At 64.6% G+C, this 21,039-nt stretch carries 21 protein-coding genes; 7 read left to right on the forward strand and 14 right to left on the reverse strand.

Translation table 11 applies throughout. The features are described 5' to 3' along the window. Window positions 1–23: 23 nt before the first annotated feature. Window positions 24–1,340 carry a sulfite oxidase gene (locus tag DEM25_RS05175; RefSeq protein ID WP_109767004.1) on the forward strand — a complete coding sequence of 439 codons (1,317 nt, stop codon included), beginning with the start codon at window positions 24–26 and terminating at the stop codon, window positions 1,338–1,340. Window positions 1,341–1,395: 55 nt separating this feature from the next. Continuing rightward, on the forward strand, window positions 1,396–1,725 hold the full coding sequence (locus DEM25_RS05180) for an aldehyde dehydrogenase (protein ID WP_147393274.1): 330 nt from the start codon (window positions 1,396–1,398) through the stop codon (window positions 1,723–1,725). A 41-nt stretch (window positions 1,726–1,766) separates the two neighbouring features. Here DEM25_RS05180 and DEM25_RS05185 read toward each other — a convergent pair whose 3' ends face one another. The 4 genes from DEM25_RS05185 to ubiE form a co-directional block, all read right to left on the reverse strand. Then, entirely contained in the window at window positions 1,767–2,684 is a 918-nt protein-coding gene (locus DEM25_RS05185) for a pirin family protein (protein WP_109767048.1), read from the reverse strand. Between the two features lie 113 nt (window positions 2,685–2,797). Then, on the reverse strand, window positions 2,798–4,222 hold the full coding sequence (gene coaBC / locus DEM25_RS05190; RefSeq protein WP_109767049.1) for a bifunctional phosphopantothenoylcysteine decarboxylase/phosphopantothenate--cysteine ligase CoaBC: 1,425 nt from the start codon (window positions 4,220–4,222) through the stop codon (window positions 2,798–2,800). Between the two features lie 63 nt (window positions 4,223–4,285). After that, window positions 4,286–5,863 carry a 2-polyprenylphenol 6-hydroxylase gene (ubiB, locus tag DEM25_RS05195; RefSeq protein ID WP_109767006.1) on the reverse strand — a complete coding sequence of 526 codons (1,578 nt, stop codon included), beginning with the start codon at window positions 5,861–5,863 and terminating at the stop codon, window positions 4,286–4,288. A 4-nt stretch (window positions 5,864–5,867) separates the two neighbouring features. Beyond that, window positions 5,868–6,644, reverse strand: a complete 777-nt coding sequence (gene ubiE / locus DEM25_RS05200) for a bifunctional demethylmenaquinone methyltransferase/2-methoxy-6-polyprenyl-1,4-benzoquinol methylase UbiE (protein ID WP_109767007.1) — start codon at window positions 6,642–6,644, stop codon at window positions 5,868–5,870. A 150-nt stretch (window positions 6,645–6,794) separates the two neighbouring features. On the opposite strand from ubiE, the gene DEM25_RS05205 reads away from it, so the two are divergent. The 3 genes from DEM25_RS05205 (at window position 6,795) to DEM25_RS05215 (ending at window position 9,132) form a co-directional block, all read left to right on the forward strand. Further along, complete coding sequence (locus DEM25_RS05205) at window positions 6,795–7,769, forward strand: adenosine deaminase (RefSeq protein WP_109767050.1); 975 nt, start codon at window positions 6,795–6,797, stop codon at window positions 7,767–7,769. A 94-nt stretch (window positions 7,770–7,863) separates the two neighbouring features. Beyond that, window positions 7,864–8,493, forward strand: a complete 630-nt coding sequence (gene upp / locus DEM25_RS05210; protein WP_109767008.1) for a uracil phosphoribosyltransferase — start codon at window positions 7,864–7,866, stop codon at window positions 8,491–8,493. Between the two features lie 111 nt (window positions 8,494–8,604). After that, window positions 8,605–9,132, forward strand: coding sequence for a retropepsin-like aspartic protease family protein (locus DEM25_RS05215; protein WP_109767009.1), 528 nt, complete (start codon window positions 8,605–8,607; stop codon window positions 9,130–9,132). Here DEM25_RS05215 and deoA read toward each other — a convergent pair. Genes deoA through DEM25_RS05250 form a run of 7 tightly spaced genes read right to left on the reverse strand, consistent with a single transcriptional unit; the run spans window position 9,129 to window position 16,174 of the window. Then, window positions 9,129–10,442 (reverse strand): thymidine phosphorylase, encoded by a 1,314-nt coding sequence (deoA, locus tag DEM25_RS05220; protein WP_109767010.1) that lies wholly within the window; start codon window positions 10,440–10,442, stop codon window positions 9,129–9,131. The two genes, DEM25_RS05215 and deoA, sit on opposite strands and share 4 nt — an antisense overlap. Window positions 10,443–10,444: 2 nt before the next feature. Continuing rightward, window positions 10,445–11,242 carry a purine-nucleoside phosphorylase gene (locus tag DEM25_RS05225; RefSeq protein ID WP_109767011.1) on the reverse strand — a complete coding sequence of 266 codons (798 nt, stop codon included), beginning with the start codon at window positions 11,240–11,242 and terminating at the stop codon, window positions 10,445–10,447. Continuing rightward, window positions 11,239–11,640 carry a cytidine deaminase gene (gene cdd / locus DEM25_RS05230; RefSeq protein ID WP_109767012.1) on the reverse strand — a complete coding sequence of 134 codons (402 nt, stop codon included), beginning with the start codon at window positions 11,638–11,640 and terminating at the stop codon, window positions 11,239–11,241. The genes DEM25_RS05225 and cdd overlap by 4 nt, the downstream gene beginning before the upstream one ends. A gap of 2 nt (window positions 11,641–11,642) precedes the next feature. Continuing rightward, window positions 11,643–12,614 (reverse strand): ABC transporter permease, encoded by a 972-nt coding sequence (locus tag DEM25_RS05235; RefSeq protein WP_109767013.1) that lies wholly within the window; start codon window positions 12,612–12,614, stop codon window positions 11,643–11,645. A gap of 9 nt (window positions 12,615–12,623) precedes the next feature. Beyond that, a complete protein-coding gene (locus DEM25_RS05240) occupies window positions 12,624–13,757 on the reverse strand; it encodes an ABC transporter permease (protein ID WP_109767014.1) in 1,134 nt (377 codons plus the stop codon). Between the two features lie 9 nt (window positions 13,758–13,766). Then, window positions 13,767–14,636: a hypothetical protein gene (locus DEM25_RS05245; RefSeq protein WP_147393275.1), complete on the reverse strand. Its 870-nt coding sequence runs from the start codon at window positions 14,634–14,636 to the stop codon at window positions 13,767–13,769. Further along, window positions 14,633–16,174: an ABC transporter ATP-binding protein gene (locus tag DEM25_RS05250; RefSeq protein ID WP_109767016.1), complete on the reverse strand. Its 1,542-nt coding sequence runs from the start codon at window positions 16,172–16,174 to the stop codon at window positions 14,633–14,635. Before DEM25_RS05250 ends, DEM25_RS05245 begins: the two co-directional genes overlap by 4 nt. Before the next feature lie 182 nt (window positions 16,175–16,356). Between DEM25_RS05250 and DEM25_RS05255 the strand changes: the two genes are divergently transcribed. Together DEM25_RS05255 and DEM25_RS05260 are read left to right on the forward strand one after the other, a co-directional pair. Continuing rightward, complete coding sequence (locus tag DEM25_RS05255) at window positions 16,357–16,569, forward strand: SlyX family protein (RefSeq protein WP_158585171.1); 213 nt, start codon at window positions 16,357–16,359, stop codon at window positions 16,567–16,569. A gap of 21 nt (window positions 16,570–16,590) precedes the next feature. Next, window positions 16,591–18,378, forward strand: coding sequence for an SLC13 family permease (locus DEM25_RS05260; RefSeq protein ID WP_109767018.1), 1,788 nt, complete (start codon window positions 16,591–16,593; stop codon window positions 18,376–18,378). Here DEM25_RS05260 and DEM25_RS05265 read toward each other — a convergent pair. Genes DEM25_RS05265 through DEM25_RS05275 form a run of 3 tightly spaced genes read right to left on the reverse strand, consistent with a single transcriptional unit; the run spans window position 18,344 to window position 20,921 of the window. After that, window positions 18,344–19,087, reverse strand: a complete 744-nt coding sequence (locus tag DEM25_RS05265; RefSeq protein WP_109767019.1) for a DUF1868 domain-containing protein — start codon at window positions 19,085–19,087, stop codon at window positions 18,344–18,346. The genes DEM25_RS05260 and DEM25_RS05265 overlap by 35 nt on opposite strands. Further along, complete coding sequence (gene ugpC / locus DEM25_RS05270; protein ID WP_109767020.1) at window positions 19,084–20,136, reverse strand: sn-glycerol-3-phosphate ABC transporter ATP-binding protein UgpC; 1,053 nt, start codon at window positions 20,134–20,136, stop codon at window positions 19,084–19,086. The genes DEM25_RS05265 and ugpC overlap by 4 nt, the downstream gene beginning before the upstream one ends. After that, complete coding sequence (locus DEM25_RS05275) at window positions 20,133–20,921, reverse strand: ABC transporter permease subunit (RefSeq protein WP_375567810.1); 789 nt, start codon at window positions 20,919–20,921, stop codon at window positions 20,133–20,135. The genes ugpC and DEM25_RS05275 overlap by 4 nt, the downstream gene beginning before the upstream one ends. Between the last annotated feature and the right edge of the window lie 118 nt (window positions 20,922–21,039).

Here is a 21,039-nt window from a genome sequence, read left to right on the forward strand (position 1 = left end):
CAAGCTGCGCGGAGGAGGAACATATGGCACATGATCTCAAGGACCAGGGCGAACGGGCCGACGGCCTGTTTTCGCGTTTCGAAGAAGACCCCGAAGCGGCCGATTGGGCGTTGTTCGGCCGCCGGACCAACACCGACCGGCGCGGGTTCCTGCGCGGTGCGGGGCTGGCGACCATGGGGGCGATGCTCGGCGCAAGCATCCCGTTCCACCGCAACATGCCGGCCGGGTTCATTCCGGTAGCCTTTGCACAAGATGATGTGCTGGTCGGCAAGGATGGGCTCACGCTGCTCAACGACCGCCCGATCAACGCCGAAACGCCGGCGCATCTTCTCGACGATCCGATCACACCAACCGAACGGCACTTCATTCGCAACAACGGCATTCCGCCGCACGAACTGGGCGAGGTGGATGCCGACGGCTGGACGCTGACCATCGACGGTTTCGTCGACAACACCATGACGATGACCATCGCGGACATGCAGGAGCGTTTCGAGGTGCATACGATGGCGCTTGCCATCGAATGCGGCGGAAACGGGCGCGCCGCCTTCGATCCGCCGGCAAGCGGCAACCAATGGACGGTCGGCGCGATCGGCTGCTCGGAATGGACCGGCGTCAGGCTCAGGGATGTCCTCGAGGCGGCAGGCGTTCAGCCCCAGGTTGTCTATACCGCACATGTGGGCGCCGACGCCCACCTGTCCGGTGACCCGGAGAAACTGCCCATCTCGCGGGGCCTGCCGATCGAAAAGGCGATGTCCGACAATGTCCTGATCGCATGGGCGCAGAACGGCGCACCGATCCATCCCAACAACGGAGCTCCGTTGCGGCTTGTTGTTCCGGGCTGGCCGGGCTCTTGCTCGCAGAAGTGGCTCACCAGCATCACCTTGCGCGATGTCGTCCATGACGGACCGAAAATGACGGGAACGTCCTATCGCGTGCCGAACCGGCCGGTCGCTCCGGGTGAGGATGTCGCGGAGGAAGATTTCGTGATCATCGAGCGGATGCCTGTCAAGTCACTGATCACGGCGCCGCCGACGGGCACGTCTGCGGGGCGGTCGGTCGAGGTGCGCGGGCATGCCTGGTCCGGAGACCGCCGGGTCACGGCAGTGGACGTGTCGATCGACTTCGGTGCCACATGGCAGCGCGCCGAACTCGATGAGCCGGTCAATGACGGCGCCTGGCAGAACTGGCGGACGAACGTCCGGTTTCCAAAGGCCGGATACTACGAGGTCTGGGCGCGGGCGACGGACGATGCGGGCGCGCAACAGCCCTTCGAGATCGCCTGGAACCCGAAGGGGTATCTCAACAACACCATGCACCGCGTCGCGCTGACCGTATCCTGAAAGAAGGGTGGCCGGCGTTGGCCGGCCACCCCCGCGCCTTTCCGATGGAGCAATGATGAACCTTTCGATGATGCTGCGTCCGGCGATCGCCGGAGCGTTCATGATGACGGCTGCGGCGGCGCAGGCCGGCGAAAACGGCGAGAGTCCGTTTGGCGCGCTGGTGCCCGGTGAAGGCGCCGAGGAAACCTATGTCCACTGCGCCGCCTGCCACTCCGAGATGCTGGTCGCGCAGCAGGGCCTGACGCGCGAGCGCTGGGCGGATCTGATCGAATGGATGGTCGACGAGCAGGGCATGAACCCGATCGAAGAGCCCGACTACACGCTGGTCCTCGACTATCTGGCCGAGCACTACAACACCGACCGGCCCAACTTTCCGCGCAACTGAGGGGACCGGCCCGCTCGGATCGGCGGGCCGGCACAATGCGCCTACATCCGCGCCTGTTCGCGGATGAAGTTGCCCGAGCGCAGGTCGGCGAAGGCCTGGGCCAGTTCTTCCTGCGTGTTCATGACGATCGGGCCGTGCCATGCAACCGGCTCCTGGATCGGCTTGCCGGTGACCAACAGGAAACGGATGCCGTTCTCGCCGGACTGCACGACCACTTCGTCGCCGGTGTCGAAGACGACCAGCGTCCGGTCTCCGGACAGGTCACGCAGATGAATCTCCTCGCCATTGACCTCTTTTTCGACGAGCACGCCGAAGGGTTTGGAGGCGTCGCGGAACGTGCCGGAGCCCTCGAAGATATAGGCGAAGGCCGAGCGGTATGTGTCGATCGGCAGGGCCTTGCGCGTCAGAGGGGGCACCCAGACGTCAAGATATTGCGGATCGGCGGCGATACCGTCGACCGGGCCCTTCTTGCCCCAGAATTCGCCGGTGATGACGCGGACGCGCGTGCCGTCGTCGTCGATCACTTCGGGAATGTCGGCGCCGGAGATATCCTGGTAGCGCGGCGTCGTCATCTTCTCGCCGGAAGGCAGGTTCGCCCAGAGCTGGAAACCGTGCATGCGGCCGGACGTATCGCCCTTGGGCATTTCCTGATGCAGGATACCGGAGCCGGCGGTCATCCACTGGACCGAGCCCGGGCCGAGCGTGCCGGCATTGCCGAGGCTGTCTGCATGATCGACGGAGCCGGCCAGTACATAGGTGATCGTCTCGATGCCGCGATGCGGGTGCCACGGGAAACCTGCCGCATACTTTTCGGGCGAATCGTTGCGGAAATCATCCATCATCAGGAACGGGTCCGTCATGGACGGATCGCCGAAGCCGAAGACGCGATGCAGATGGACCCCGGCGCCTTCCATGGTGGGCGTGGTGCCGGAGACGTGCTTGACGGGTCGAATGGACATGGCGGTCAACTCCTTTGTTGACGTCAAGATAGGGTGGATTGCCGCCACGGCACATGGGTGAACGATGGAACAGACTGTTCAACGAACGCCACCATAACCGCCGGCCGCCATCGTCAGACCGTGACGGTTTCGAGCCGTTCGGCCACCAAGGCGGCGATCCGGGCCGCCACCTCGGTCTTGTCCATCTCGGGCCAGCGTTCGGCGACGCCCTTGGAGACCAGCGTGATGCGGTTGCGGTCGCCGCCCATCACCCCTCCCTCTCCGCCAATCCCGCTGTCATGCGAGACATCGTTGGCGACGACAAAGTCCGCGCCCTTCCTGGCGAGCTTGGCCTCGGCATTGGCGACCAGATCGCGGGTTTCGGCGGCAAACCCGATGACGAGACGCGGACGCGCGGTGTCGTGCGTGCCGACCGATGCGAGAATGTCGGGGTTTTCGGTCAGCGCGACGGCTTCGATACCGCCATCGCGCTTCTTGATCTTGTCGCCCGCCTCGGTGGCGGGCCTGTAATCGGCGACCGCGGCGGCGAAGATGGCTGCGTCGGCCGGCAAAAGCTGATGCACCGCATCGTGCATGTCGCGGGCGCTTTCGACCCGCACCATCTCGACACCGACAGGGTCGGCAATGGTGACCGGCCCGGAGACCAGCCGCACCGTCGCACCCAGTTCGGCCAGCGCGGCGGCGATGGCATGGCCCTGTTTGCCGGATGAGCGGTTGGCGATGTAGCGCACCGGGTCGATCGGCTCATGCGTCGGACCGGACGTGACGATCACGGTCTTGCCGGCAAGCGGCCTGGGCCGGTTGTCGAGCAAGGCTTCGACGGCGGCAGCGATTTCCAGCGGTTCGGCCATGCGGCCATAACCCGCCTCGCCGCTCTCGGCCATCTCGCCGGCATTGGGCCCGACAAAACCGATGCCGTCGCCGGCCAGGGTCTCGCGGTTGCGGCGTGTTGCGGGGTGGTCCCACATGGCCGGGTTCATGGCCGGCGCGATGAGGACCGGCGCCTTTGCGGCCATCAGCACCGTCGAGGCCAGATCGTTCGCCAGCCCGTGCGCCATCTTGGCCATCAGATCGGCGGTCGCCGGCGCGACGACGATCAGATCGGCCTGGCGCGCCAGCCGGATATGGCCGACATCGTGCTCATCCTGCCGGTCGAACAGATCGGTAAAGACGGTATCGGCGGTCAGAGCGCCCACAGACAGCGGCGTGATGAATTCTTCGGCCGCCCTGGTCATCACGCAGCGGACGTGAGCGCCACGCTCGCGCAGCCGGCGAATGAGATCGAGGCATTTGTACGCCGCAATGCCACCACCGATGATGAGCAGAATGCGCTTGTCGACGAGGATGCCGGAGCCGACTTGCGCGGTCGCAATCGCGGGCGTTTCCGTTACAGACGGCGCGCCAGCAGGGCTTGGCTTGGCCAGCGCCCCGAAGATGATTCGGGCTTCTTCCTCCATCGACCGGTTGTTCGCAGCGGCCCGAAGCCGCAGGGCTTCCTTGGTGGCCGGATCGAGATTGCGGATCGTGATCGATGCCATGACGAACCCCAGTGATTGCAGCGCAATCACATTGCACACAACATCGCAATCATTGCAATCGAATCAGCTGACGGCGATGGCGATCCAGATGGCAGCCAGCGCAATCACCCACAGGGCGACCCTGCCCCAGCGGCTTTCGCGTGCCTCGGCCTTGCCGATCCGGGCCACCGTTTCCGGCGCCAGCTTCAGTCCGTGCTCGGCCATGGCGCCGATGTCGCGGCTCAGCCGCTCGGTACGATCGGCCAGTTCGGGCAGTTGCCGCGCGATTCGGATAGCCGAATGCACGCCGTCGCGGGCATCGTTGACGAGCGCGGCGGGGCCGAGATTGCGCCTGACCCAGTCGGACACGATCGGTTCGGCTGCCGCCCACATGTCGAAATGCGGGTCGAGCACCCGCGCATTGCCCTCGACGACGACCATTGTCTTTTGCAGCAACAGAAGTTCGGGCCGGGTCTGCATGTCGAAAATGTCGGTGACATCGAACAGCAGCGTCAAAAGGTTGCCCATGGAGATGGTGTCCGCCGACTGGTCGCGGATCGGCTCGCCCACCGCGCGCAGGGCCTGGGCGAAGGCCTCGATGTCGTGGTGCGGCGGCACATAGCCGGCCTCGAAATGCACTTCGGCGACGCGGCGGTAATCGCGCCGGATGAAACCGTAGAGGATCTCGGCAAGGAAGCGGCGCTCCTTGATGCCGATGCGGCCGGCAATGCCCAGATCGACGGCAACGATGTCGCCATCGGTGTCGACGAACAGATTGCCAGGATGCATGTCGGCGTGAAAGAAGCCGTCGCGCACTGCATGGCGCAGGAAAGACTGGATGACGTTGACGGCAAGGCGCGGCAGATCGTGTCCGGCGGCCTTGAGCGCATCGACGTCGCTCATCTTTATGCCGTCGATCCACTCCATTGTCAGCACGTCCCTGCCGGTGCGCTGCCAGTCGACCTTGGGCACGCGGAAGCCTGGATCGTCCTTCGTGTTCTCGGCCAGTTCGGACAGGGCCGCGCCTTCGAGGCGCAAATCCATCTCGATGCGCGTCGACTGGGCGAGCGTCTCGGCGATGGCGACGGGGCGCAGCCGGCGGGTCGAGGGGATATAGCGCTCCTGCATGCGGGCAAACAGGAAGAAGGCCTCCAGATCGCGGTCGAAACGGCTGCGCACGCCCGGCCGGATCACCTTGACGGCAACCCTGCGCTCGCTGCCGTCGGCGGCGCGGGTGATGCCGGGATGGACCTGGGCGATCGACGCAGCGGCGATCGGCTCGTCGAGGCGCGCATAGAGATCGTCCACGGGGAGGCCCAGCGATTCCTCGATGCGGGCATGGGCCTGGGCGCTCGGAAAGCTCTCCATATTGTCCTGCAGCGTGGCCAGATCGACGGCCATCTGCAGACCGATAATGTCGGGCCGGGTGGCGAGGAACTGGCCGAGCTTGGCATAGGACGGGCCGAGCCGGGCGATGGCCTTGGTCATGCGCTGGGCGCTGTCGAGACCCTCCGAGCGTTTGCGCGCCAGCCGGGTGGCGATCTTGTGCCCGGTGAGTGCCGGACCCGAAAGGCCCTGTCGCGGCAGGGCGGCGATCACGCCCTCGCGCGCCAGCACCCAGACCGCGCGCAAAAGGCGCATGGCAGCGAAAAGGCTGGTCATCGGGTCAGAGTTTCCAGCCCGAATGGAGCGCCGCGACACCGCCCGAATAATTGCGCCACGTCACGCGCTTGAATCCCGCCTCGCCGATCATCGTGGCGAAATCAGCCTGGCGCGGAAACTTGGCGATCGACTCGACCAGATAGCGATAGGGCTCGCCATCGCCGGCAACCGTCTGGCCGATCCGCGGGATGGCGTTGAACGACCAGGCTTCATAGACGCGGTCGAAAACCGGCATGTCCACCTCGGAAAATTCAAGGCACAGGAACCGGCCGCCCGGCTTGAGCACGCGCCGCGCCTCGCGCAATGCCTTGGGAATATCCGGCACGTTGCGGATACCGAACGCGATCGAATAGGCATCGAACGCCGCATCGCCGAAGGGAAGCTCCTCGGCATTCGCCTCGACGAAATCGACATGGTCGGACAAGCCGCGTGCGTCCGCCCGTTCGCGGCCGACATCGAGCATCGATCCGTTGATATCGAGCACGGTGACATGGGCGTTTCCGCGCGAGGCTTCGACCGCGCGAAAGGCAATGTCGCCAGTGCCGCCGGCGACATCGAGCATGCGCCAGCCCGGCCGTTTGGGCGGCGCCAGCGCGGCGATCATCGCGTCCTTCCAGACACGGTGCAGGCCGAACGACATCAGATCGTTCATCACATCATACCGGCGCGCGACCGTATGGAAGACATCGTCGACGCGGGCCTGCTTCTCACCCTCGGCGACCTGGGAAAAGCCGAAGCTGCGCTTCATGGCGTCGCCGGCGCCGGTTCTGGATGTGGACATGGGACCCCGCCATGAAAAAGGTGCGTGCGTTCAGGCTGCCGCCCGATGTAGAGCAAAACGGGCGACAAGAAAACGGCCCAGCCTATGCCCGTCCGCGGCCATGGGCCGCAAGCTGCCCTTTCGTCGCGGGGAACGCGCAAGGAGATCGCGATGGTGCCGAAGGCCGAACTGCATTGTCATATCGAAGGGGCGGTGAGCCCGGCGCTTGCGCTGGCGCAGGCGGAACGCCACGGCGCGGACCTGTCGGAGATCGTCGTTGACGGCGCATACCGATGGACCGACTTCACCGCGTTCCTCAACGTGTACGACACGGTGGCGGCGCTGTTTCGCACGCGCGACGACTATGCGCGTCTGGCGCACGACTATCTGTCCTCGCTGGCTGCCGACGGCTGCCTTTATTCGGAGATCTTCATCTCCACCGATCATGCCGAGCAGACGGGCCTTTCCCCGCACGCCTATATTGACGGGCTCGCCGAGGCGATCGAGCGAGCGAAAGCCGAAACGGGAATCGAGGGTCGGATGATCGCGACCGGCTTGCGCCATGGCGGGCCCGAGGCGGTGGAACGGGCGGCACGGTTCGCCGCCGACAACCCGCATCCGCTGATCACCGGTTTCGGCATGGCGGGCGACGAGCGGATGCATCATCCCAAAGACTTCGCGCCGGCCTTCGACATTGCGCGCGATGCTGGCCTCCGGATCACCGTCCATGCGGGCGAACTGGCGGGCGCCGAAAGCGTGCGTGACGCGCTCGACCATCTGCGGCCCGAACGCATCGGCCATGGCGTCCGGGCCATCGAAGATCCGGCGCTGGTGGAACGGCTTGCCGAGGAAAGGATCGTCCTCGAAATCTGTCCGGCCTCCAACATTGCGCTCGGCGTTTTTGCCGACTATGCGTCCCATCCGTTCAACAGGCTGCGAGACGCCGGCGTCAAGGTGACGCTCAACTCCGACGATCCGCCGCATTTCCATTCCTCGCTTGCCAACGAGTACCGGATCGCAAGCGACCATTTCGGCCTCGACGATGCTGCGCTCAAAGGGATTACGCGGACGGCAATCGAGGCGGCATTCTGCGATGACGACACGCGCACCAAGCTGCTCGGAAAGCTAGGCCAAGCCATCATTTGACTGTGAACCGCAGCATGGCGCAGCGCGCATTGGCTTTCACCCTGTCGGTCGCCGCGCTAGGCTTGTCCGGCTCAACCGTTGCAAGGCGCTCTTCATGAAACAGGTCAATGTCGTCGATCACCCGCTCGTCCAGCACAAGCTGACGCAGATGCGCAAAAGGGAAACGTCAACGGCGGGGTTCCGCCGCCTTCTGGGCGAGATTTCGCATCTTCTTTGCTATGAGGCGACGCGCGAACTGCCGATGACCAAGGAGACGATCGAGACGCCGCTCACCGACATGGAAGCGCCGATCCTGGCGGGCAAGAAGCTGGTCTTCGCCTCGGTCTTGCGTGCCGGCAACGGCCTGCTGGAAGGCATGCTCGACCTCGTCCCGTCGGCCCGTGTCGCCCATATCGGTCTCTACCGCGATCCGGAAACGCTGGAGCCGGTCGATTATTATTTCAAGGCGCCCGACGATCTGTCCAACCGGCTGACCATCGTCGTCGATCCGATGCTGGCCACGGCCAACTCGGCGATCGCGGCGGTGGACAAGCTGAAAGAGCGCGGGGCGGCGAATCTGCGGTTCGTATGCCTTCTGGCCGCGCCCGAAGGGATCGACAAATTCGTCAAGGCGCATCCGGACGTACCGATCATCACCGCCTCGATCGACAGCCATCTCAACGATCATGGCTATATCGTGCCGGGGCTCGGCGATGCGGGCGACCGCATGTACGGCACGAAATAGATAACATTCGATCTTTTTCGGGAAATCCGTGTTTACCTTTTTCGCAGGGCGGTCCCCGGTTTAGCCCTTTGGGAAGGCGGACATGGCATCCTCTTTCGGCGGAGGCATGCCATGGTGCGTTATCTCTTCATCTTCGGCGCGGTCAGCTTTGCGGCGGTCGCGTTTTCCGACTTCGTCTCGGATCGCGCGGTCGCTCCCGATTCGCGCAACGCCGCCATCGACATGCCCGTATCGGACGGGGAGCCGGCGGTGCATTCCGCCGCGCTTTCGGGCATGGAGCGGCTGCGCGCCGATGCACGCGGGCATCATGTCGCCGAATTCGAGCTCAACAATTTGCGGGTTCAAGGTCTGATCGATACGGGCGCCACCACCGTCGCGCTCAATGAGTCCACAGCGAGGCGCGCCGGCATCCGCCTGTCGCCGGCGGACTTCGTCTATCCGGTCCAAACCGCCAACGGAACGGTCATGGGCGCCCGCGCCGTGATCGACAAGGTACGCGTCGGCTCGGTGCGCGTGCGCCAGGTGGAAGCGCTGGTGCTGGAAGACCGGGCGCTGAACACCGTGCTGATCGGCATGAGCTTCCTGAACAGGCTACGAAGCTTTTCCTACGAGAACGGAACGCTGGTCCTGAAACGTTAGCCGGTTATGGTTTCCGCAATGACGGGCCGCGTTGCGGGCGCCGCTTCGGCGATCGATACGGCGCTCAGGACGGCTTGACGCGCGCGCTCAAGGGAGGCCGCATCCCGCGCGTGGATACGGACGACCGGATCGCCCTTCTGTATCGATGTGCCAACCGGCACGATCCGGTCGAGCCCGACCGCATGGTCGATCTCGTCCTCGCGGCGGCGTCGACCGCCGCCCATCTCGACGACAGCAACGCCGAGCGCCCGTGTCTGGACGCCCGAAACGAAACCGCCGGAAGGCGCCGGCACGTCCTCGATCAGAGGCGCGATGGGCAGATGGTCGCGAAAGCTGTCGACGAAGCCAGCCGGGCCGCCCAGGCCATGGACCATCCTGCCGAAGAGTTCGGTTGCACGGCCATCATCCAGCGCGGCCCGGGCCGTTGCGATGGCGGCGTCGCGATCGGCTTCAAGTTCTGACTGGACGAGCATTTCGCCGACCAGCGTCAGGACGACCGTTTCAAGGCGCGGATCGCGATCATCGCCGGTCAGGAAACGCACCGCGTTCGCCACCTCCACCGCATTGCCGGCGGCAGACGCGAGCGGCTCGTTCATATCGGTCAGGATGGCCGCCGTCCTTGTGCCGGCGCCGTTGGCGACCTGCACGAGGCTTTCGGCCAGCGCGCGGGTCTCGGCGATATCATCGATAAACGCGCCATTGCCGAACTTGACGTCGAGCACCAGCGCGCCGAGGCCGGCGGCCAGCTTCTTGGACAGGATCGAGGCGGTGATCAGTGACAGGTTCTCGACCGTCGCGGTCACGTCGCGCACGCCATAGATGCGCTTGTCGGCGGGCGCGAGGTCACCAGTCTGGCCGATGATCGCACAACCGATGTCGCGTGTTATGGTGCGGAACAGCGTGTTGTCCGGCGCAACATTGTAGCCGGGGATCGATTCCATCTTGTCGAGCGTTCCGCCGGTATGGCCAAGGCCCCGCCCTGAGATCATCGGCACGGCAAGGCCGCAGGCGGCGGCGATCGGCGCCAGCATGAGCGAGACATTGTCGCCGACGCCTCCGGTCGAATGCTTGTCGCAGACCGGCCGGTCGATGTCCGACCAGTCGAGCACGTCACCGCTGTCGCGCATTGCCAGGGTCAACGCGACAGTTTCGTCGCGGTCCATGCCGTTGAAGAAGACCGCCATAGCGAGCGCGGAAATCTGCGCATCGGTGACCGAGCCGTCGGTGACGCCGGCGATGAACTCGGCGATCCGGGCCTGCGAAAGCGCGCCGCCGTCGCGCTTGATGCGTATGATCTCCTGAGCAAGCACGGCTAACCGGCCTCGACGACGAAGCGGCTCAAGATCTTCTGAAGGCGCCCACCGCCGACCGGCGCCATGTCCTTGGTTTCCTGGTGGGACAGTTCGCCGCCGGTCATGCCAGCACCGAAATTGGTGATCACCGAACAAGCCGCGCAATTGAGCCCGACGAACCGGCCCAAGATCACTTCGGGCACGGTCGACATTCCGACCGCGTCGGCACCAAGCGTGCGTGCCATGCGGATTTCGGCCGGTGTCTCGAAGCTCGGCCCCGAGAACCACATATAGACGCCCTCGCCCAGCTCGATGTTCTCGGCACTGGCCGCGGCGCGCAGCCGGTCGCAAAGGCCGGCATCATAAGCGCTCGTCATACCGACAAAACGGCGGTCGTTTTCCTCGCCGATCAGCGGGTTGGTGCCGGCGAAGTTGATGTGATCGGTGATCAGCATGACCGAGCCGGGCGGCAGATCCTCGCGCAGGGAGCCGGCGGAATTGGTCAGGATGAGATTGCGGATTCCAAGGCCGTGCAGGATCTCGATTGCCGGGCGCATCACCGCCGCATCGCCCTTTTCGTAGTAGTGGGCGCGGCCGGACAGCATCATGACCGGCTTGCCGGACAGTTTGCCGGCAACCAGTTCGCCGGCATGACCGCTGACGCCCGATGCGGGAAAACCGTCCAGTTCCTCATAAGGCAGGTGCACCGCATCCTCGATCGCCGCGACAAGGCCGCCAAGGCCGGAGCCCAGAATGAAGGCCGTCTGCGGTGCCAGCCCCTCGAGCCGCTCGATGATGTGATCGATGGTGGTGATCATGTCGTCAGCACGTCCCCGTCAAAGCCGAGCGGAAAGATCTCGGCCATGGTCAGCGTCCTTGCAATCTTGCCGTCGGCGCACAGATGCAGCCTTGCGTCCGGCGGCGCGAATTCGGCGAGACGCTGGCGGCAGCCTCCACAGGGCGTGCAGAGCGGCAAGCGCTCGGCGATGACGCAGATATCGGTGATCGTGCCGCCCTGACCCATCACATAATGCGACAAGGCCGTCGTTTCGGCGCACCAGCCTTCCGGATAGGACGCCACCTCGATATTGCCGCCGGCAAAGATGCGGCCGTCCTCGGTCATGATCGCGGCGCCGACGGGAAACCGCGAATAGGTCGGGCGGGACTTGCCCATCGCGTCCTTTGCTGCCGCCAGAAGATCGTCGAGGCCGGCCATCGTCAGCGCTCCTTCACATAGGGCTGGCCGCCGGCCTTGGGCGGGATGGCCTTGCCGATGAAGCCCGCCAGCAGGACCACGGTGAGGATATAGGGCAGCGACTGCATGAATTGCGGCGGAACCTCGAACAGGCCGATATCGATCCCGGCAAAGCGGATGGCCACCGCGTCAAGGAAGCCGAACAGCAGGCAGGCGAACATGACGGGCACCGGTTTCCACTTGGCGAAGATCAGCGCAGCCAGCGCTATGAAGCCCTTGCCGGCTGTCATGTCCTTGACGAAGCCCGCATTCTGCGCGACCGCCAGATAGGCGCCCGCAAAACCGCACAAAATGCCGGTGCACATCACGGCCCGATAGCGCAGCCAGGTCACCGAGATGCCGGCCGTGTCGACCGCTCCCGGGTTTTCCCCGACGGCGCGCAGGCGCAAGCCGAACCTGGTCCTGAACAGGACCCACCAGGTAAAGGGCACCGCCGCGAAGGCCAGATAGACCAGGATCGAATGGCCCGAGATCAGCTCGGAGTAGACCAGGCCGAGGACCGGCACGTCGCGAACCGCTTCGGCGAACGGCAGGTCGATGGCGGTAAAGCGGCTTCCCTCGGCGCTGAGGGCCGGCGTACGGCCACCCTGACGGAACCAGGCCTGCCCCAAAATGATCGTCGTGCCCGCAGCAATGAAGTTGATGGCAACCCCGGAGACGATCTGGTTGCCCCGGTGGGTGATCGAGGCAAAGCCGTGCACCAGCGCCAGCGCCGTCGACACGATGATCGCGAAGAACAGGCCGATCCAGGCACTGCCATAGACGGCGGCCGCGGCCGCGCCGGCGAAGGCGGCGGCCAGCATCTTGCCTTCAAGGCCGATGTCGAAAATGCCCGACCGTTCGGAATAGAGCCCGGCGAGCGCAGCGAACATCAGCGGAATCGCCAGCCGGACAGTGGAATCGAGGATCAGGATCAGTGTTTCAAACATGCCCATGACCGCCCCCTATTCGCCTGGCTGCGGCGTGGGCTTGAGCGTCCCGCCGCCGGCCATGTGGAACATCCGCGCAATGGTCGGCCGGAACATGTGCTCGAGCGCGCCGGCAAACAGGATCACCAGACCCTGGATGATGACGATCATGTCACGCGAGATGGTGGGCATCTCAAAGGACAGTTCGGCGCCCCCCTGGTAGAGCATGCCGAACAGGATCGCCGCGGGAATGATGCCGGCCGGATGCGACCGCCCCATCAGCGCCACGGCAATGCCGACAAAGCCTGCTCCGGCGACGAAGTTCATCTGCAGGCGCGTCTGGTCGCCCATCACAGGGTTGAGCGCCATCATGCCCGCCATGGCGCCCGACACCATCATCGCGATGACGATCACCTTGGTCTGGTTTATGCCGGCATATCTGGCAGCAGTGGGCGAGAAGCCCATGGTGCGGATTTCGTAGCCAAGTCGGGTGCGCCAGATCAAAACCCAGACGCCAAACGCGGCTGCAAGCGCAAGCAGGAAGGTGATGTTGAGCGGTGCCGAGCGGATCGTCAGGCCGAACATTTCCAGCATCCAGTCGAGCCGCGGAAGCTGCGCGCCCTCGGCAAAGGTGCGTGTTTCGGGCGCCATGGAACCGACGGGCTTGAGTGGGCCGACCAGCAGATAGACCATCAGGCTGGCGGCGATGAAGTTGAACATGATGGTCGTGATGACGACGTGGCTGCCGCGCGTCGCCTGCAGCCAGGCAGGAATCAACGCCCAGAGAGCGCCGGTCAGCGCGGCCATGATCGTCGCCAGCGGCAGGTTGATCCACCAGGGAAAGACCGAGTCGAAGGCCAGGCAGACGATCGCAACTCCGAGGCCGCCGACATAGGCTTGTCCCTCGCCGCCAATGTTGAACAGGCTGCAATGGAAAGCGACGGCCATGCAAAGGCCGGTGAAGATGAAGTTCGTCGCGTAAAAGAGCGTATAGCCGATGCCGTCGCCCGAACCGAACGCGCCCTGCACGAGAAGCTGCGCGGCGCGCACCGGGTTTTCGCCCACCAACAGCACGACGAGACCGGCGACAAGAAAAGCCACGGTCACGTTGATGAGCGGGATCAGGCCGTAATCGACCCAGGCGGGCAGTTTGGCGTAAGGGGCAGCCATGGGTTCGGTTTACTCCATATAGCCCCGTTCGCTCAGGAATTGCCTGAGCGCAACGGGAAACGCGGTGCGGCCGATGCGGTTTTCGGGACAATCATAGGCTTCCGTCCCTTCGTCTTTGCAGAACGTCATGCCCCAGTCCGGTTCGGGATCGAAATCATTGTCCGCCAGCGCGAACGGGTCTTCTTCGCCAAGACGCAGCTGCATCGCCGCATGGGCGGCCAGCCATGAATTGCGCGTTTCGCCTTCATCCGGCATCGCGCCCATGTTGCGGATTGCGGAACGGAGCACATACTCATACTCCGGCTCGCCGGTCACGTCGGCGATCGCGCCATCGCGCAGCGCGAGTACGATTGTCGGTGCGAACGAGCCCGCATAGGACGCGAACGCATAAAGAAACCCGTTGTCCAGCGTGATGATCTCGGCGATGCCGTCGCCGGTCACGTCATGGGGGTAATTGGCGGCCGGATCGCCGTCAAAGGCGCCAACCTCGATCTCGGTCCATTTCCCGTCGCCTCCTTCGGCGACGATGGAGACCAGATTGCAGCAATGGGCACCACCGCTGTAGCGCGACACGAACAGTTCCGGCGCATCGTTGGACGCATCCATCTCGACAAGCTTGAGGACCGGCGCCTGAAAGAGCGAGAACATCTCGTCATAGGTGCGCTCGAAAACCATCTCGCCTTCGGACGAGACCGAAACCGCCGCCTCGAACATACCGTCACCGGCCTCACGCACCTGCATGGAGACGGCCGTTTCGTCGAGCGCCATCGCGTAGGTGCCAACCGCGTCGGGTTCGACGAGTATCTGCGCCTGGGCGGCCGCCAACGGAAAAGCGGCGGCAACCGCGCCAGCGATCATCAGGCGGAGGACCCTATTCACTCCGCCGCCTCCCTTGTCGGCTCGCCCTCGACGCCGGCCATCAGAAGGCCCAGTTCGCCCTCGGTCGCGTCCGGACCACGTTCGCCGACGACACGGCCCGCAAACATGACCAGAATCCGGTCCGACAGGGAGCGGATCTCATCGAGCTCCACCGAGATCAGCAGAACGGCCTTGCCCGCATCGCGCATCTCGATGATGCGCTTGTGGATGAACTCGATCGCGCCGACATCGACGCCGCGCGTCGGCTGACCGACGATCAGGACGGTCGGGTCCTGCTCCATCTCGCGGGCGAGCACGATCTTCTGCTGGTTGCCGCCGGAGAAGTTGGCCGTCTTCAGCCGGCAATTGGGCGGACGGATGTCGTATTTTTCGATCTTGTCGCGCGCATCGGAGCGGATGCCGTCGATATCCAGCATCGGCCCGTTCACATATTCGGCGTCGCCGTGATAGCCCAGGATCGAGTTCTCGTTCTCCTCGAACTGCAACACCAGGCCCATATGATGGCGGTCTTCGGGCACATGGGCCATGCCGCGCTTGCGCAGCATGAAGGGGTCGGCCTCGCCGGTGACGCCGATCGGCTCCCCATCGAGCAGGACCCGTCCCGTTTCGGCACGCCTGATGCCGGCGATGGCTTCGATCATCTGGCTCTGGCCGTTGCCCGCCACGCCGGCAATGCCAACGATCTCGCCGGCGCGCACGTCAAACGATACATTGTCGACCATCACGACGCCGCGGCCGTCCTTGACGGTGAGATTTTCGACGGACAGCTTCACCGCGCCGGGTTTCGCCTCGCCCTTTTCGACGCGCAGCAGGACATGCCGGCCGACCATCAGTTCGGCCAGTTCCTCGACCGATGTCTCGGACGTCTTGCGGGTGGCGACCATCTCGCCCTGGCGCATGACGGAGACATTGTCGGTGACCGCCATGATCTCGCGCAGCTTGTGCGTGATCAGGACGATCGTCTTGCCCTGCTCCTTGAGCTGCTCGAGAATGCGAAACAGGTGATCGGCCTCGGCCGGCGTCAGCACGCCCGTCGGCTCGTCGAGAATGAGGATTTCGGCACCGCGATAGAGCGCCTTGAGGATCTCGACGCGCTGCTGCAGCCCAACGGGCAGTTCCTCGATGATGGCATCGGTGTCGACCTGGAGCGCATATTCCTCTTCCAGGCGCTTGAGTTCCTTTCGGGCCTTGGTGATCGAGCCGCTGATCAGTTGCGCGCCCTCGGCGCCGAGCATGACATTCTCCAGAACGGTGAAGTTCTCCACCAGCATGAAATGCTGGTGCACCATGCCGATTCCCATGGCGATGGCGTCATTGGGCGTATTGATCGTGACGGGCTTGCCATCGACTTCGATCTGACCGGAGTCGGCCTGGTAGAAGCCGTACAGGATCGACATCAGGGTCGACTTGCCCGCCCCGTTCTCGCCGATGATGCCGTGGATGGTTCCCTTTTGAACCGCAAGGTTGATGTTCTTGTTGGCATGCACAGGGCCGAAACTCTTGTTGATGCCGGTCAGTTCGATTGCATAAGGCGCCATGCGGGTCCCGTCGGTCGCAGAAATCCATGCTTCAAAATTGCCGAACCCTAGCATCTTGATTGCTTGAATCCAGCCCGAAAACGCCGTCTGTTGCGCCGCGCGATCGCCGCATTTGTCCGGCGAGACCGCTTGGACTGGACAGGGGCGCCATGCTAGCCTTGACCGCTCACACGGGACCGCCAATGGCCAAGACCGACACGGAACGACTGGACGATCTGGAGATTCTGGCCGCTCACCAGGCGCAGATGATCGACGATCTCAACGAAGTCGTCGTTTCGCAGGGCGAGGTGATCGCCGACCTGCGGCGGAAGCTGGAAGTGCTGGCCCGGCGTTTCTCCGAGGCCGAAGAGCGCATGCGGGAAGCCGTTCCCGTCGATAAGCCGCCACATTGGTAAGCACAATACGGGCCCGCGGCCATGGCGCTTGATCCCGACCTTCTGGGACCGATCCTGACCGGCGCGCTGATCGTCGCGCTGTTTGCCGGCTTTGCGCGCGAATGGCGCGCGCCCGAAGTGATCGCCGGGCTGGGCGTCGCGGTGCTCCTTGTCGCCGGCGTCCTCGAGACCCCGGACGTGCTGGCGGTCTTCTCCTCGCCGGCGATCACGACCATCGCGTCGATGTTCGTCCTGTCGGCGGGACTTGTGCGCACCGGCGCGATGGACCGGTTCGCGCGCTTTGCGACAGAGCATGCGCGGTCGAGCCCGGCCCTGTCCTTCTTCGCCTTTCTGGGCGCCACGGCCGCGATGAGCGCGTTCATGAACAATACGCCCGTCGTGATGCTGATGATCCCGGTCGCAGTGCAGATCGCCCGCCAGACCGGACAGGCGTCGTCCAAGCTTCTCATTCCTCTGTCCTATGCGGCGATCCTGGGCGGCACGTGCACGCTGATCGGCACATCGACCAACCTTCTGGTCGATACTGTCGCCCGCGATCAGGGTCTGGCACCGTTTTCCATCTTCGAGATCGCACCGGTCGGGCTGATCGCGGCGACCGCCGGCATTACGGTGATGTTCTTTGCGCGGCGCCTTCTGCCCGACCGCCAGTCGGTGACGACCCTCGGCACGGCACAGCCTGGCCGGCGCTTCATCGTCCAGGCGGTGATCGACGAAGGCTCGCCGCATGTGGGCGCACGCGCAAGGGAGGTGATCGCCTTCAACCAGCCGGAACGGCGGATCATCGACGTGCTGCGCGGCGACGCCTCGCTGCGGCGCGATCTGGACGATGTCATCCTCGAGCCCGGCGACATCGTCGTCCTGCGGTCGTCGGTCGCCGAAATCCTGTCGATGAAGGAAGAAGGGCAACTGGGCGGCGACAACACGCTGCAGCAGACCGGCTCACGCTCATCGGCGATGATCGAGATCCTGATCGGGCCGAGTGCACGCGTTCTGGGACGCACGCTGCGGCATCTGCGCCTGCGGCGGCGCTTCGGCATTTATCCGATCGCCCTGCACCGGGGCGGCATGAACATGGCCGACCGCTTCGAAACCACGCCGCTGGCGGTTGGCGACACGCTGCTCATCGAGGGTGCGCCGGAAGATCTGACGCGCTTTGCCGACGAAAACAATCTGGTCAACGTGTCCGAGCCGTCCGAACGCGGCTTCCGCCGCGACAAGGCGCCGCTGGCGATCGGCATCGCGCTCGCCGTCGTCGCCGGTGCGGCACTGAACATCATGCCGATCGCCGGCATCGCCATGATCGGCGCGGTCCTGGTTCTTGTGACGCGGTGTGTCGAGGTGGACGAGGCGGTGCAGGCGGTCGACTGGCGGGTGCTCGGCCTTATCGCCGGAATGCTGGCGATCGGGACGGCGATGCAGAAGACCGAACTGGTGACGATCATCGTCGATGCGATCGAACCCTGGCTCATGGGCCTTGCGCCGATCGTCGCCCTGGCTTGCGTCTATCTTCTGACGACGGCGCTGACCGAACTGGTCACCAACAATGCGGTCGCCGTCATCGTCACGCCGGTCGCCATCGGGCTGGCACAGGCGCTCGGCCTCGATCCGCGACCGTTCGTCGTGGCGGTGATGATCGCGGCGTCGGCGAGCTTCATCACGCCGATCGGCTATCAGACCAACACGCTGGTCTACAATGCCGGCGGCTACCGGTTCACGGACTTCCTGCGTCTGGGCCTGATCATGGACGCAACGACATTCGCCACCGCCATGGCGATCATTCCGCTGGTGTGGCCGCTCGTGCCGGCGTGACGATCCGCTCGACGCGGAATTCGTCCATGTGATCGAAGAGGCAGAGTTCCGGCGGGCCGAGACGGAACGGCGGGAACAGGTCGCCCATCTCGGCGGCAAGCGATTGCATAACCGTGTCGAAGCCCTCGGCTTCGGTCTCCGACGGCCAGCGCACGAGATAGGCGAGCGTCAGGTGAAACCGGTAATCCGCGTGACCGGGGCGCGCCTGAAGGCCGGTGGCCTCGGCCAGACGATCCCTGTAGGTCCGGATGGCTCTTTCCTCGCCGGTCGTCGCAGGCGCCAGCGCGATGCCTAGCCCGTGGCTGGCGAGGCCGGAAAATCCGGTCGCAACCATTTGGATGAACGTATCGGGCGGATCGACGGTCGCCATGCGGTCCAGCATGAAGGCGTCGGCCTCATCGTCGGCCGCATCGGAAGGCAGGCCGGCGGGCCAGAAATCGCGCCGGTGACGGTCGCCCTCGTGCAGCAGACCGTTAAAGACCGTCATGTGCCAGCTTTCCGGCGCGGTGAAGGCGAAACAGCCGCCGGCGGGCGCAGATGCCAGACGCGCCACGATCTGCGACACTGCGGCGCGGCCGGCGTCGTCGCGCAGGTGGCAGACCATGGTGTTGCCGGAACAGCGAAGCGGCGCGCCCGCCGCATCGAACCGCACATCGAGCCAGCGTGGCGGCCGGTCGCCGTCGGCACCAACGATACCGGCGAAGCTCACAGCCGACGGCCCGTTCCATGGTCGAACAGGTGCAGATCATCGGCCTGCAGGCGCAGCCGTACCTGGTCGCCGGGTATCGGCTCGTCGGCAGACTGGTTGGCCGTGAAATGCTGGCCCCCGACCGATCCGTGGATCAGCCGCACGGCGCCCAGTTCCTCAACGGTATCGACCTTCATGGGCGGCCCGTCGGCGCCGCCGGAGCCATTGGCCAGATGCGCGCGCTCCGGGCGGATGCCGAGCGTGACGGGTCCGTTGGCGCGCACCGGCGCCTCGATGCGCGATTCGCCGATGACGATCGCGCCGTCGCCGGTCTGCGCTTTCAGAAGGTTCATCGGCGGTGCGCCGATGAAGCTGGCAACGAAGGTCGATGCCGGCGCGCCATAGACCTGGGCGGGCGTGCCGATCTGCTCGATCTCGCCATTGTTGAGGACGACGATCCGGTCGGCCAGCGTCATCGCCTCGACCTGGTCGTGGGTGACGTAGATCGCCGCCGTCCCCAGACGGCGCTGCAGGCGCTTGATCTCGAGCCGCATCTGGTTGCGCAGCTTGGCGTCAAGGTTGGACAGCGGCTCGTCGAACAGGAAGATGGCCGGATCGCGGACGATGGCGCGGCCCATGGCGACCCGCTGGCGCTGACCGCCCGACAGCTGGCTGGGCTTGCGCTCGAGAAAGTCGCCGATCTGCAGGAGCTTGGCCGCCTCGCGCACCTTGGCATCGATCTCGGCCTTCGGCGTACCGCGGTTCTTAAGGCCGTAGGCGAGGTTCTTGTAGACAGACATGTGCGGATAGAGCGCATAGTTCTGGAACACCATGGCAATGTTCCGGTTGGCCGGCTCAACCTCGTTGACCAGCCGTCCGTCGAGCACGATCTCGCCTTCGGTCACACTCTCCAGGCCGGCGACCATGCGCAGCAATGTCGACTTGCCGCAACCCGACGGGCCGACAAAGACCACCAGTTCGCCGTCCTCGACGGTGACATCGACGCCTTTGACGGCGAGCGCGCCGTTCGGATAGCGCTTGACCGCCTGCTTGATCTCGAGCGTCGTCATTTCTCACTCTCCACAAGGCCCTTGATGAACATGCGCTGGAATATGATGACGATGAGCACCGGCGGAATCATCGCAATGATCGCCAGACCCAACGCCTCGTTGTAGTCGGGGATGTCCGCGCCGATCCAGACCTGGAGGATCTGCCGGATGCCGCGCACCACGGTGTAGAAGCTCTCGTCCGTCGTCATCAGGATCGGCCACAGATACTGGTTCCAGCCGACGACGAACATGATGATGAAGATGGCGGCGATCATGGTCCGCGACAGCGGGACGAGGATGTCCCAGAAGAAGCGGAAGGGGCCGGCGCCGTCGATCCGCGCCGCCTCAAGCAGTTCATTGGGCACGGACTTGAAGAACTGGCGGAAGAAGAAGGTGCCGGTGGCCGAAGCGATCAAAGGCAGGATAAGGCCGGTATAGCTGTTCAGCAGCCCCAGTCCCTGAACCACTTCGTAGGATGGCAGAATGCGCACTTCCAGCGGCAGCAGCAGCGTCGAAAAAATGATCCAGAAGCACAGCGTGCCCAGCGGAAAGCGGAAATAGACGATGGCGTAGGCGGCCAGCATCGACACGATGATCTTGCCGATGGCGAAACCCAGTCCGAGGATAAGCGAGTTGAGCGACATGCCCCAGCCGGTGACCTGCTTGGTGAAACCGGTCTGTTCGAAGATGACCGCCTCGTAAGTCGGCAGAAAATTGTCTCCGAAACCGAGTTGCATGCCTTCGGAGTGAATGGTGACCGGGTCATGCGTCGATGTGGTGAATGCAACGGCGATCGGCCCCATCATCAAGAGCACGCCGAACAAAAGGACGATATGCTCGACAATCTGGTGTCGGCGCACGAACGCGCCGGCGCCGGTTGCCGAAGCCGATGGTGCGGCCGGGACGACCGGCTTGCCCGTCACG

The organism is Oceaniradius stylonematis (genome assembly GCF_003149475.2).
Lineage (GTDB): Bacteria > Pseudomonadota > Alphaproteobacteria > Rhizobiales > Rhizobiaceae > Roseitalea > Roseitalea stylonematis.